Source organism: Streptomyces toyocaensis (genome assembly GCF_000725125.1).
GTDB lineage: Bacteria > Actinomycetota > Actinomycetes > Streptomycetales > Streptomycetaceae > Streptomyces > Streptomyces toyocaensis.
This window is the reverse complement of record NZ_JFCB01000062.1, coordinates 1-13,005: the sequence shown is the minus strand read 5'-3', so window position 1 is coordinate 13,005 and position 13,005 is coordinate 1. Positions and strand designations below refer to the sequence as shown.

The 13,005-nt window shown below is 74.2% G+C and carries 7 protein-coding genes; 1 reads left to right on the top strand and 6 read right to left on the bottom strand.

Annotated elements, in window-relative coordinates:
- The first annotated feature begins 81 nt into the window (after positions 1-81).
- On the top strand, positions 82-1,209 hold the full coding sequence (gene alr / locus BU52_RS32405; RefSeq protein WP_037941378.1) for an alanine racemase: 1,128 nt from the start codon (positions 82-84) through the stop codon (positions 1,207-1,209).
- Here alr and BU52_RS32400 read toward each other — a convergent pair.
- The 6 genes from BU52_RS32400 to BU52_RS32375 form a co-directional block, all read right to left on the bottom strand.
- A complete protein-coding gene (locus BU52_RS32400; RefSeq protein ID WP_157847947.1) occupies positions 1,200-2,711 on the bottom strand; it encodes an MFS transporter in 1,512 nt (503 codons plus the stop codon). The two genes, alr and BU52_RS32400, sit on opposite strands and share 10 nt — an antisense overlap.
- Positions 2,687-3,292, bottom strand: coding sequence for a class I SAM-dependent methyltransferase (locus tag BU52_RS32985; protein ID WP_051858773.1), 606 nt, complete (start codon positions 3,290-3,292; stop codon positions 2,687-2,689). Before BU52_RS32985 ends, BU52_RS32400 begins: the two co-directional genes overlap by 25 nt.
- Positions 3,292-4,029 (bottom strand): thioesterase II family protein, encoded by a 738-nt coding sequence (locus BU52_RS32390; protein WP_078903579.1) that lies wholly within the window; start codon positions 4,027-4,029, stop codon positions 3,292-3,294. The genes BU52_RS32985 and BU52_RS32390 overlap by 1 nt, the downstream gene beginning before the upstream one ends.
- Before the next feature lie 5 nt (positions 4,030-4,034).
- Positions 4,035-5,264 (bottom strand): acyl-CoA dehydrogenase family protein, encoded by a 1,230-nt coding sequence (locus BU52_RS32385; RefSeq protein ID WP_063830057.1) that lies wholly within the window; start codon positions 5,262-5,264, stop codon positions 4,035-4,037.
- Complete coding sequence (locus BU52_RS32380; RefSeq protein WP_037941376.1) at positions 5,261-6,484, bottom strand: FAD-dependent oxidoreductase; 1,224 nt, start codon at positions 6,482-6,484, stop codon at positions 5,261-5,263. Before BU52_RS32380 ends, BU52_RS32385 begins: the two co-directional genes overlap by 4 nt.
- A gap of 85 nt (positions 6,485-6,569) precedes the next feature.
- Positions 6,570-13,005, bottom strand: a 6,436-nt coding sequence (locus BU52_RS32375) for a non-ribosomal peptide synthetase (RefSeq protein WP_051858772.1), incomplete at its 5' end; no start/stop codon positions are given.

Here is a 13,005-nt window from a genome sequence, read left to right as displayed (position 1 = left end):
CGCCCTGCCCGATCGGGCAGGGCGACCGACCGCACGGCCGGGGCTGCCGCCGCGAAGCCGGGCGCCCTACGGTTGCCGTGCGTGAGCGATGAACCAGCCGCCCTGGCCCGCATCAGCCTCGACGCCGTCCGCCACAACACACAGTTGCTGCGCCGCCGAGCGGGGCGCGCCGACGTGATGGCCGTGGTGAAGGCCGACGGCTACGGCCACGGTGCCGTGCCCGTGGCCCGGGCCGCCCTGGCCGCGGGGGCCACCTGGCTCGGTACGGCCACCATCGACGAGGCCCTGCGGCTGCGCGGAGCCGGTATCGGCGCTCCCGTGCTCAGCTGGCTCAACGGCCCGGGTTCCGCCTGGCAGACCGCCATCGCCCACGACGTCGATCTGTCGGCAGGTGACACGGCGCTGCTGGCCGAGATCGGGCGGGCCGCGATACGCGCGGGCACAACCGCCCGAGTGCACCTCAAGGTGGACACCGGGCTGGGCCGTGGCGGATGCCCGCTCGCGCAGTGGCCCGCGCTGGTGGACGCCGCGCTGAAGGGCGAGGCGGACGGCACCCTGCGCGTGGCCGGGCTGTGGTCCCATCTCGGGTCGGCCGACGATCCCCATGATCCGCGCTGTCTCGCCCAGCTCGATCTCTTCCGGGCGGCCGCCGAGTTCGCCGGACGCGCCGGGGTCCGGGGCGCCGTCCGGCATCTGGCCAACTCTGCGGCCACCCTGACCCTGCCGGAGGCCTGCTTCGATCTGGTGCGCCCCGGTATCGCCCTGTACGGATTGTGGCCGGAGGAGCCGCTGACCGCCGCCGACCTGCGTCCCGCGATGTCCCTGCGGGCCCGGCTGACCCAAGTGAAGCGGGTGCCCGCCGGCCAGGGCGTCTCGTACGGCCATGCCTACCGCACCGCGCGCGACAGCCGTCTGGCGCTGGTTCCGCTGGGGTACGCCGACGGTGTCCCCCGGGCGGCGGGCAACACGGCGCCGGTGTGGGTGTCGGGGACCTGGCACCGGATCGCCGGCCGGGTGTGCATGGACCAGTTCGTGCTGGATCTCGGTGACACGCCGGCGGCGCCCGGGGACGAGGTGGTGCTCTTCGGGGCGGGGCTCGACGGGGAGCCGACGCTGGCCGAGTGGGTCCGGCGGCTCGGCACCATCGCCAACGAGATCGTCGTCGGGATCGGTGCCCGCGTTACCCGCGTCTACACCGGTCAGCCGTGATCGCCGGCGGCGTCGGTGCCTGGCCGGACCGCCGTGGAACCCCCGGACCGGGACCGGGCCGTGCCCGATGCGTCCTCGCGCCGCGCCCGGGTGAGCACCACCGTCGCCGCCGTCGCCAGCAGGCAGCACACCCCGGCCAGCAGCAGACCGTTGCGCAGCCCGGACGCCAGGCCGGCCGGCGCGGTTGCCGCGCGGCCCTCCAGCGCGGCCGAGCCGAGCACGGCGCCCAGTGAGGCGACGCCCAGCAGCGCCCCGACCTGTTGCAGGACGCCTCCCATGGCCGCGGCCTGGCCGGCGTCCTCCGGGCGGACGCCGCCGATCACGGCCCCGTTGTTCGGCGACATCACCAGGCCCATGCCGAGCCCCATGAGCGTCGCGCCGGGCCACCAGAGGGCGTACGAGTGGCCCGGCGCCAGCGCCGCCACGGACAGCAGGGACAACCCGGCCAGGGACGTGCCGACGGCCACCAGTTGCCACGGCGCCAGGCGCCGTGCCGCGCGTCCGGCGACGACGGCGCCGACCACGATGGCCACCATGGTCGGCAGCAGCCGCATCCCCGCCTGGGCGGGCGAGGCGCCGTCGAGCACCTGGAGCAGCAGACTCAACACCAGGTAGGCCGTGTTGAGCGCGACGGCCATCAGGAACGTCACGCTCATGGCGCCGGTGAAGACGGGCCTGCGGAAGAAGTCCAGCCGCAGCGCCGGGTGCGGGGTCCGCCGCTCCACGCTCAGCAGCGCGAGCGCCGCCGCCCCGGCCAGCACCAGCGCGGCCGCCACGGGCGCCGACGTCCAGCCGGTGCGCGGCCCCTCCACCAGGCCGTAGGTGGCCGGTCCCAGACACGCCACGACCAGGAGCTGGCCCTTCCCGTCGAACGGCCGCCCGGGGCCGGACGCGGCCGGGGCCGACAGCCGTCGCCCGGCGGCCAGGGCGAACACCCCGACCGGCACGTTGAGCAGGAACACACTGCGCCAGCCCAGGAGTTCGGCGGACGATCCGCCCGCCACCGGCCCCAGCAACAGGGCGAGGCCGGAGACGGCGGACCAGGTACTCAGCGCCTTGGCGCGTTCGCGCTCACCGGGGAACACCTGGCTGAGCAGGGCCAGGGTCTGCGGAGTGACGGCCGCCGCGCCGACGCCCTGCACCGCGCGGCCGGCCGTCAGGACCTCCACCGAACCGGCCACGGCGCACAGCACGGAACCGGCGGTGAACACGGCCATCCCGGCCAGGAACACCCGCCGCCGGCCGAACCGGTCGCCCAGGAAACCACCGGTCGGCAACAGCGCGGCGTAGGGGCACACGTACCCCTCGACGATCCACTGGAGGCCGGTCAGGTCGGCGTCCAGGTCCCGTCGCACGGTCGGCAGTGCCAGGGCGACGACCGTGCTGTCCAGGAGCGCCAGGAACAGGGCCGAGCAGACCACGCACAGCGTCAGCGCGCGCTCGCGCGGGCCGGGGCGGGTCTGCTTCGCCGCGGCAATCACTTCTTCGTCATCACGAAGCACGCGGTGTGCTCCGGGCAGTCGACACGCTCGATGGCGAATTCACGCCCGAACAGTCGTTCTTCCTCCCCGGGTTCCAGCATGGTGTGCATCTGCGAGACACCGGCGAACTTGACGCGGGGCACGTCCTCCTTGCGGGCGTAGAAGCACCACAGGACGAACACCGTGCCCGGGTGGGCGTACCGGTGGATGAGGCCGGCCATGCGCTCCCGCGGCTCTCCCGTCATGTCGTCGAGGGCACCGAAGTCGAGGATCACGTCGAAGGTGCCCTCGACCCCGGGGATCGGGTAGGTGCTGATGTCGCCGTACGCGAACCGGCACCTGCTCTCGGGTGCCTCCTTCGCCGCGCGAGCCCGGGCGCGCTCCAGGGCGACCCGCGAGTAGTCGACGCCCACGACGTCGAAGCCTTGGCGGGCCAGGTGGACGGACTCGGATCCGGTGCCGCAGCCAAGGTCCAGGACGCGGTTGCCGTCCTCGGGCTTGAGGCGCCCGGATTCCAGGAGGTCGACGAGGTGGTGCCGCACTCCGGTGTCCCAGGGCGCGATACCCAGCCGGTACAGGGTGTTGTAGAGCCAGGGGCGCATCAGGCCCTCCTTCCGCGGCGTCGTCCGACGTCCGCCTCGTCCGCTGCCAGGGCGGTGTGGACCGCGTCGGTGAGCAGAGCGCGTTCGGTGTTGAGGAAGAAGTGGTTGCCCGGCAGCAGGCGGAGCCGGAAGGCGCCGGTGGTGCGGTGCTGCCAGGCGCGCAGGGTGTGCGGGGGCGCCTCGGGGTCGTCCAGTCCGCCGAAGACCGTCAGCGGACAGCTCAGGGTGAGCCAGGGCGAAGTGAGCCGGTAGGTGTTGGAGACCGTGAAGTCGGCCCGCAGCACCGGGATGAGGATCTCCATCAGGTCGTCGTTGTCAAGGACCTCCTCGGGGGTGCCGACGAGCCCGCGCAGCCGGGCGCGGAACTCGTCGTCCGGCAGCAGGTGGTCGCGGTCCGGCTCGGTAGGCAGGTCGGGCGCCTCGTAGGCGGACACCAGCAGGTGCGCGGGGGGCCGTCCGTGCACGTGCTCCAGTCGGCGGGCCAGCTCGAAGGCGAGCAGGCCGCCCAGACTGTGCCCGAAGATCGCGTACGGACCGCCGTCGAGTGCGGACAGCACGGTCGGTACGAGGTCGTCCACGAGCCCGTCGACGGAGGTGCACGGCGACTCCGCCATACGGCTGCCGCGGCCGGGCAGTTCCAGCGGCCACACGTCGATGCCGTCGGGCAGCAGGGCTGGCCACTCGTGGTAGACGCGCAGGGCCGAGCCACCGGCGTAGGGAAGGCAGAACAGCCGCATGCCGGTCACTCCCCGGGGTCCGTGGCGAGGGTGTCGTCCCGTGGGCCCGGTGCCTGTCCGGCGTGTTCCGCCACCCCGCGCAGCAGGTGCGCCGAGATGGCACGGAACTGCATGTTGCTGGTGCCTTCGTAGATCTTGCCGACCTTGGCGTCCCGGTACAGCTTCTCCACTCCCCCGGCCTCTGCGAAGCCCAGGCCGCCGAGGATCTCCACGGCCAGCGAGGCGCTGCGCTCGGCGACTTCGGAGGCCAGGTACTTGGCGACGGCCGCCGCGCGGGTCAGTTCCCCGGTGTGCGTGCCGTGCTCGGCCAGCCGGGTCGCGTTGTACAGGTGCACCCGTGCGGCGTCGATCTCGGCGCTGAGGCGGGCAAGCGGGAAGCGCACGCCCTGGTAGGCGCCGATGGGACGGCCGAACTGGACGCGGCGGCGCGCGTGGGCCACGGCCGCGGTGAGCGCGCCGTCGGCCAGACCGACCAGTTGTGCGGCGATGCCCAGTTTGCCGACGTCGAGGGTCTGTACGACGACCACGTCACCCCGGCCGACCGCCCCGAGGACGTTGCGCCGCGGCACGCGCACGCCGTGCAGCAGCACCTCGCAGGTCGAGGTGGCCCGGATGCCCATCTTCGCCGTACGCGTGCCGACCGTCAGCCCTTCGGCCCGGCGGTCCACGAGGAAGGCGGTGACGCCCTGCTCGGGGACCCTGGCCAGGAGGAGGAACAGGTCGGCCTCCGCGGCGTTGGTGATCCAGCGTTTGTGTCCGTGCAGGACGAAGTCGTCGCCGTCAGGGCGGGCGGTGGCGCTCAGCGCGAGCGCGTCGCTGCCGGCCTGCTCCTCCGACAGGGCGAAGGCGCCCACGCCGCCACCGGCCAGGCCGGGCAGGTGCGCGCGCTTCTGGTCGCCGCTGCCGTGGGTGAGCAGCGCCTGGGCGACCAGGGCGTTCTGCACGTCGACGAAGACGGCGACGGCGGGGTCCGCCTTGGCGAGTTCCTCGATGGCCACGACGACGTCGAAGAGCCGGCCGCCGCGCCCGCCGTAGCGCTCGGGCACGTGGATCGCCATGAGGCCGGCGGAACGCAGTTCGGTGACGAGGTCCGGCGCGAGCAGGGCCGCCCGGTCCATGGCGGCGGCCCTGGGCACGACGCACTTCTCCGCGAAGGCGGCGACCTGCTCGCGCCATGCCTGTTCGTCCTCGGTGAGCCAGGTCACCGGGCGCAGCGCGTCGTGACGGTTTGTCATCGCGTCCCCCCGGTGGCGGTCTCGGTGTTCGAAGGCAGCGGGGGGCGCTGCAGTTCGCGCCACAGGGACCGCTGCTTCACGGCGATGACGACGGGGGCGATCACCTTGGTCACCAGCCACTTGACGGCGCGGTTGTGGATCTGGGGCCATCTCACCAGGCGCATCACCTGTTCCCGCACCCAGCGCACCCGGGGGATGCGCCGCTGCTCGTACGCGCGCAGGGCCGCCACCGGGTCGTCGTGTCCGACGAGCGCGTCGGCCAGCACGACGGCGTCCTCGATGGCCTGACAGGCGCCCTGCCCCAGGTCGGTGGGCATGGCGTGGGCCGCGTCGCCGAGGAGGGTGACCCGGCCGTCGCCCCAGCGCTCGCGCCAGTCGTGGTAGAAGATGTCGGTGCGGATCACCGCCTCTGCGGCGGTGGCGGCCACCAGCCTGCTGGGCAGGCCCGGCAGCGGGCGGGCGAGTTGGGTGGCGCGCTCCTTGAGCACCTTCTGCTCCTCGCGTTCGCCGGGGTCGGCGGCGCAGCTCAGCGTCCAGGCGACCCGGCCGCCCCCGACGTGCCAGGCGCCGCCGCCGACGCGTGTCCCGGCGTGGTGGAACATGTAGACGGTGCCGGGTTCCAGGCCCTCGGGTTTGGGGCTGATGCCGCGGTAGGTGGAGCGTCCGGTGTAGAGCGGCTGCGGCGGTTCGCCATGCAGCTGGGCGAGGATCGCCGAGCGGATGCCGTCGGCGCCGATGAGGACGCTGCCCTGCACGGTCCGGCCGTCGTCCAGTTTGAGGACGACGTCGTCGGGGCCCTGTTCGTAGCCGACGCAGCGGTGGCCCTCGTGGACGGGCACACCGGCTTCCCCGCAGGCTTCCATCAGCAGGTCGATCAGGCCGCCCCGGCTGATGCTGACCGATGGGACGCTGCCGGGCCAGGTGAAGCGGGCGGTGCGCATGCGGTAGATGACGCGTTCGTGTTCGTTGACGCTGGTCCCGCCGCGCACCTGCTCGCCGCGGGCGAGCAGGACGTCGGCGAGGCCGAGCGTGCCGAGTGCGGTGGTGGCGTTGCTCCAGATGGTCAGGCCACTGCCGGCCATGAGGATCTCGCCGCTGCGGCGCCGCTCGTAGACGGCGACGGGAACGCCGCGCCGGGACAGGGCGAGGGCGGCGGTGAGTCCTCCGATGCCGGCGCCGGCGATGAGGACGGGCCTGGTGGGGCTCGGTGGGGTGGGCACGTGTTCTCCGTTTACGTCGTCGGGACGGACATCGTCGGCACGGTCACCGGCTCTCGGTGGTCGGGGGCGGATGTCGTCGGGTCGGTCAGCGGCTGTCGGTCGTCGTCGGGTCGGTGTCCGTCGGATCGGTCAGCGCCCGCAGGTAGCGGGTCAGAAGGGGGGCGTCGACCGTCGGAAAGGCCGCGCTCGCGCCGAGCATCCGGGTGGTGGTGGCGCAGTCGTGGACGGGTTCGCGGAAGTCGTCCGCTCCTTCGCGGGCGAGCAGGGCGTACTCCTGGACGACCAGGGCGAGGCCGGCGTCGCCCGGGCGCCGGTCGGCCAGGTCCCGGACCGCGGTGTGCCACTGGCCGGGCGGGACCAGGCGGGAGGGGTGACCGGCCGGCGGCAGCGCGTCGGCGAGCAGCCGCAGCGGTGTCTTGTCGGCCGGGGCGAAGTGGAAGGTCTCGCCGAGGGCGTCGCGGCGCAGCACCAGGGCGGCGATGGCGTCCGCGAGCTTGTCGACCGGGATGAGGTCGGTGGCGAGGCGGGTGTCGGGGACGAGGCCGGTGAGCGCGCAGGCGCGCATCAGGTGGCAGGCCACGTCCTCGCTCTGCCACAGGCCGGTGCGGCTGTCGCCGGCGATGCGGCCGGGCCGGTGCACGGCGACGGGCAGGCCGCGCCGCGCCGCCTCGTGGGCCAGCCGCTCGGCGGTCCACTTGGACTGGCTGTAGCCGTTGTCGTCGTACGGGGGCGTCCCCGGCAGTTCGGACTCCCGGAGCGTGTCGCCGCCGCGGGCGCGGCCGAACACCGCGCGGCTGGAGACCAGGTGCACGGGTGTGGCGCGCTCGGCGCAGGCCAGCCGCAGGATCTCGCGGGTGCCGTGCACGTTCGGGACGCGCAGGTCCCGGTACGGCAGTGCGTAGTTGACGACCGCACCGCCGTGCAGGATCAGGTCGACGCGGGCCGCCAGGGCCCGGAACTCCTCGGGTGTCAGCCCTAGGAGGGGGGCGGCGAGGTCTCCGCACACGGGCTTGATGCGCCCCGTCCAGGCGGGGTCCCACAGCTCCAGCGCGGTGAGGTGGTCCACGAGCCGGCGCTCGGCCGCCGTGGGGCCGTTCGCCCGCACCAGACAGTGCACGGTCGCCGTGGTGCCGGTCAGGAGCCGGGCGAGGACGAAGGCCCCGAGGAAACCGGTGCCGCCGGTGAGGAGGATGTCGCGGGGCGGCCAGACCTCCACGCCGGCCGGGCCGGGGCGGATACCGTCGTCCAGGGTGGCGTCCGTCTCGGGGCTCCCGTCCTCGGCCGCCCCCGCCCCGGGGTCGTCGAGCGCCCTGGCCAGCGCGGCGGCGGTGGGGTGCTCGAAGAGGGCGCGCACGCCGGGGGCCGAGGGCCACTCCCGCTCGATCCGGTCGTACAGACGCGCAGCGAGCAGGGAGTGTCCGCCGAGTGCGAAGAAGTCGTCGTGCACGCCGACCCGTTCGGCGCCGAGGGCTTCGGCGAACAGCGTCACCAGGCGCCGTTCGGTGGGGGTGGTGGGCGCGTCGTCCGCGGTGGGCCGCGCGGGCCCGCAGGGCGCGGGCAGAGCGGCGCGGTGGACCTTGCCGTTCGCGGTGAGCGGCAGCCGGTCGTGGATCACGGCGGCCGCGGGCACCATGTAGGACGGCAGCATCCCGGCGGCGGCCCGCAGGGCTTCCCGGCCGTCGTCGGCGAGGGCCCCGGGTGCGGCCGGTACGAGGTGGGCGACGAGCCGCAGGTCGCCCGGTGTCGCCTCGTACGGCGTGACCACGGACTGCGCCACCGCGGGGAGGCGGTCGAGCACGGCTTCGATCTCGCCGAGTTCGACGCGGTATCCGCGCAGCTTGATCTGGGTGTCGTCGCGGCCGACGAACTCCAGGTCGCCGTCGCCGCGGTGGCGCACGATGTCGCCGGTGCGGTACCAGCGGCAGCCGTCCCGGGTGACGAAGCGCTGCCGGGTCTGTGCCTCGTCGGCGTGGTAGCCGCGCGCCAACTGCTGCCCGGATATCCATAGTTCGCCGGGGACGCCGACCGGGACGCGCTGTCCGTCGGCGTCGGCGATCCTGAGGCGCATGCCGGGCAGCGGGCGGCCCAGCGGCAGCCGGGTCTCGGTTCCGGTGACGTGGTGGGCGGTCGCCCAGACCGTGGCCTCCGTCGGCCCGTACATGTGCCAGACGGTCGCTCCGGTACGGGACAGACGGCGGACCAGCTCCTCCGGGACGCGCTCGCCGCCGCACACGGCGGTGAAGCGGGCGGGCGGCTGCCAGCCGGCGTCGAGCAACAGCTGCCAGGTGGTGGGGGTGGCCTGCATGACGGTCGCGCCGGCGTCCCGCAGCCGTCGCGCGAAGGCGGCCCCGTCGCGTGCCTCGGCCGGCGGGACGATCTCGATGCGGGCTCCGGTGACCAGTGGCAGGAACAGGTCGGGCACGGACAGGTCGAAGGCGGGGGTGGTGGGTGCCGCCATCCGGTCGTCCGGGCCGATCCAGCCGAGCCCGGTGAGGTTGTCGAGCAGCCGGGTGAGGGAGCCGTGGGTGATCTCCACGCCCTTGGGCCGTCCGGTGGAGCCGGAGGTGTGGATGACGTAGGCCAGGTCGTCCGGGCCGGACAGCGGCTCCGGGTCGCGGTCCGGTTCGGTGGCGAGGTCGTCGGCGTCGAGCAGGACGACGGGAGGGGCGCCGTCCGGTACGCGCTCGGCGGCGTCGGCCGTGGTCACCAGGAGGTCGGCCCCGCAGGAGGCGAGCAGGCCACGGATACGTTCGGCCGGGTGGGCCGGGTCGAGGGGGACGTAGGCGGCTCCCGCCTTGAGGATGCCCAGCAGGCCGGTGAACAGGTGGCGGGACCGTTCGGTGGCGAGCACGATCCGGCTGCCCGGTCCGGCACCGCGGGCGCGCAGCCGGTGGGCGAGCCGGTTGGCCCGGGCGTTCAGCTCGCCGTAGCTGAGAGCGTGTTCGCCGTCTTGGACCGCGGCGCGCTCGGGGGTGCGGGCGGCGTGCGCCTCGAACAGCTGGGGGACGCAGCGGGAGGCCGGTTCGGCCGGTGCGCCGGTGTCCCAGCGGTCGAGGGCGTTCTCCTCCTGCGCCGACAGCACGGAAAGGCCGGTGAGCGGGTCGTCGGGACGGGCGACGGCGGCCGTGGCGAGGGTGAGGAACCGGTGGAGCAGCCGGTCGGCGGTGGCGTCGTCGAACAGGTCGGCGTTGTAATCCAGTTGCAGCCGGTCGTCGGCGTCCCCGGCACCGGGCTGCACGATCAGTGTCAGGTCGAACTTGGCGCCGCCGCCCGGCATGTCGACCGCTTCGGCCGTCACGCCCGGCAGCCGGAGGGCGGGCTCCGGGAGCGGCATGTGGATGAACAGCACCTGGAACAGCGGACTGCGCGACGGGTCGCGTTCCGGGCGCAGTTCCTCCACGAGCCGCTCGAAGGGCACCTCGGCGTGGTCGTAGGCGTCCAGGCAGGTGTCCCGCAGCCGGCGCAGCAGGGTGCGGAAGGAGGGCTCGCCGGAGGTGTCGCAGCGCAGCACCAGGGTGTTGGCGAAGTAGCCGAGGACAGAGTCGAGTTGCGGGTGGGCCCGGCCGGAGTCAGGGGTGCCGACCGCGAAGTCCAACTGGCCGGAGAGGCGGTGCAGCAGCGCCCCGAAGACCGTCAGCAGGGCCATGAAGGGTGTGGCGTCCTCGGCGGCCGCCACGTGGTGGAGGGCGTCGGCCAGGTCGCGCGGCAGGGCCGTCGAGCGGGTCGCGCCCCGGTAGGTCTGCCGGGCCGGGCGTGGCCGGTCGGTGGGCAGGTCCAGCGGCGGGACCCCGCCGAGCCGGTTCCTCCAGTGGGTGACCTGTTCGGCCAGGTGGGTGCCGGTGAACCGGTTCTCCTGCCAGGCCGCGTAGTCGCCGTACTGCACCGGCGGGGCGGGCAGCTCCGGCGCCGTGCCGCCCGCCAGGGCCGCGTATGCGGCGGCGAGTTCCCGCACCATGATCTCGGTTGACAGCCGGTCGGACACCGCGTGATGGGTCACGACGGCGAGGACGTGCTCCTCGTCGGACAGCCGCACCACGGTGAAGCGCGCCAGCGGCGCCCGGTCGAGAGGGAGGGGCCGTTCCGCCTCCTCCGCCAGCAGGTCCCGCAGCCGGTCCTCGCGCGGGCCCGCGGGTATCTCCCCGAGGTCGACGTGGCGCACGGGCAGTTCCCCGCGCCGGGCGACGCGCTGCACCGGGGCGCCGTCGATGGTCACGATGCCGGTGCGCAGCGCCTCGTGCCGCTGGACGAGGAGGTCGACGGCGCCCTGGAGAGCCGCCGTGTCCAGCCGGCCTCGCAGCCGTAGCGCGCCGCGCATGAGGTAGGCGCCCGCGCTGTGCGGGGCGAGGCGGTCCAGGAACCAGACACGGCGCTGCTGGGCGGAGGCGGGCAGGAGGCTGTACGGCCCGTCGGCTCGTTCGAGCACCGGGATCGGGGCGTGTCCCCTCCCTTCGCAGACGCCGTCCCCGCCGTCGTCCCCGTCGTCCAGCAGTTCGGCCTGGGATGCGACGGTGGGCCGTTCGAAGACGGACCGCACGGTGAAGGGGCCGCCGGTCGCCGCGCGCAGCGCCGTGACCAGGCGGGTGGCCAGCAGGGAGTGCCCGCCGAGGGCGAAGAAGTCGTCGTGGGCGCCCACCCGGTTCAGGTCCAGCAGGTCGGCCCAGACGAGGGCGACGGCACGTTCCCGGTCGTCGCGCGGCGCGACGTAGCCTCCGCGGCCGGTGCGCTGCCGTCCGCCGGGGGCGGGGAGCTTGGCACGGTCGACCTTGTTGCGGTTGAGGGTGAGCGGGAGTTCGTCGAGCACCATCAGCACGCCGGGGACCATGTGGGCGGGCAGTCGGGTGCGGGCGAGCGCGTCGAGTTCCTCGATCAGCGTCTCGGGCCGGCACAGGTGGTCCGGGACGACGTACCCCACCAGGCGGGGGTCGCCGGGGGTGTCCTCGCGCACGGTCACGACGGCGTCGCGGACATCCGCGTGGTCGCGCAGCAGCGACTCCACCTCGCCCAGCTCGATGCGGAATCCGCGCAGTTTGACCTGGAAGTCGGTGCGGCCGAGGAACTGGAGGGTCCCGTCAGGGGTGTGGCGCACCAGGTCCCCGGTCCGGTAGAGGCGGCGGCCGGGGTCGCGGGGATCGGGCACGAAGCGCTGCCGGGTGAGGTCCGGGCGGTGCAGATAGCCCTCCGCGAGCCCGTCACCGCCGATGTACAGCTCGCCGGGCACGCCGATCGGGGTGCGGCGCAGCGCGCCGTCGAGGACGAGCAGGTCGGTGTTGGCGACCGGGTGGCCGAGCGGCAGCGGATCGTCGTCGGAGCCGACCCGGTGGACGGTGGACCAGACGGTGGTCTCGGTCGGTCCGTACAGGTGCCAGACGGTGGCGCCCGCGTCGGTGAGCCAGTGGGCCAGGTCGGCGGGCACCTTCTCGGCGCCCGCGCAGGCCGTGAACCCGGCCGGCGGCGTCCAGCCGACCTCCTGCAGCAGGCGCCAGGTGGTCGGCGTGCCCTGGAGGTAGCTGACGCCCGCTGCTCGCAGCCGCTCGCTGAGCCGCTCGCCGTCCAGTACGTCGGCCAGGGGAACGGTTTCGATGCGGGCGCCGCACAGCAGCGGCAGGTAGAGGTCGAGGACGGGCATGTCGCAGGAGACGGTGTTGGCCGCCGCCACCACGTCCCGTGCCGTCATGCCGGGTTCCTCCCGCATGCTGAGCAGGAAGTTGACCACGGGCCGGTGCGGGAGGGCGACGCCCTTGGGGCGGCCGGTGGACCCGGAGGTGTAGATGACGTACGCCAGGTCGTCGGGGCGGGGACCGTCCGGCAGCGGGTCGGCTGGTTCCCGGGCGATGTCGGGCCAGTCCGCGTCCAGGCGCAGCACGCGGGCCGCGGTGCCGGGCAGTTCACCGGCCAGGTGCCGCTGGGTCAGCACGAGGGCGGCGCCGGAGTCCTCCAGCAGGTGGCGCAGCCTCTCCGGGGGGAAGTTGATCTCCATCGGCACGTACGCGGCGCCGGAGCGCAGCACGCCCAGCAGGGCCACCATGAGGTCGGGGCAGCGTTCCATGAACAGGGCCACGAAGGTGCCGGGGCCCGCTCCCTCGGCGCGCAGCCTGCGGGCCAGCCGGTTGGCGCGGGCGTCCAGCTCGGCGTAGGTCAGGACCAGGCTGCCGTCGGCGACGGCGACGCGGTCGGCGTGCGCGGTGAAGGACGGCGCGAGCAGGGTGGGCAGGGACGCCGGGGGGATGTCCAGCGCGGGGCCGGTGCCCCACCGGGCGAGCGTGGCGTGCTCGTCGTCGGGCAGCACGTCGAGGGCGCCGGTGTGCTGCTCGTCGGCGCACATCCGGTCCAGGACGGTGGCGTACTGGCGCAGCATGCGTTCGACGGTGTCGGGCCGGAACAGGTCGGTGCGGTACTCGGCGACGACCCGCCGGCCACCGTCGTGCGGGAAGGCGGTGAAGGTGAGTTCGTACTTGGCCGATTCGGTGACGGGCGGCAGCGGCTCGGACCGGACGCCGGGCAGCGTCAGGCCGGGGGCGCCT

What these genes read in the sequence shown, in the direction of transcription:
- BU52_RS32985 (WP_051858773.1), bottom strand. Translation starts at nt 3,292, where the DNA reads ATGCGCCCCTGGCTCTACAACACCCTGTACCGGCTGGGTATCGCGCCC.
- BU52_RS32385 (WP_063830057.1), bottom strand. Translation starts at nt 5,264, where the DNA reads ATGACAAACCGTCACGACGCGCTGCGCCCGGTGACCTGGCTCACCGAG.
- BU52_RS32390 (WP_078903579.1), bottom strand. Translation starts at nt 4,029, where the DNA reads ATGCGGCTGTTCTGCCTTCCCTACGCCGGTGGCTCGGCCCTGCGCGTC.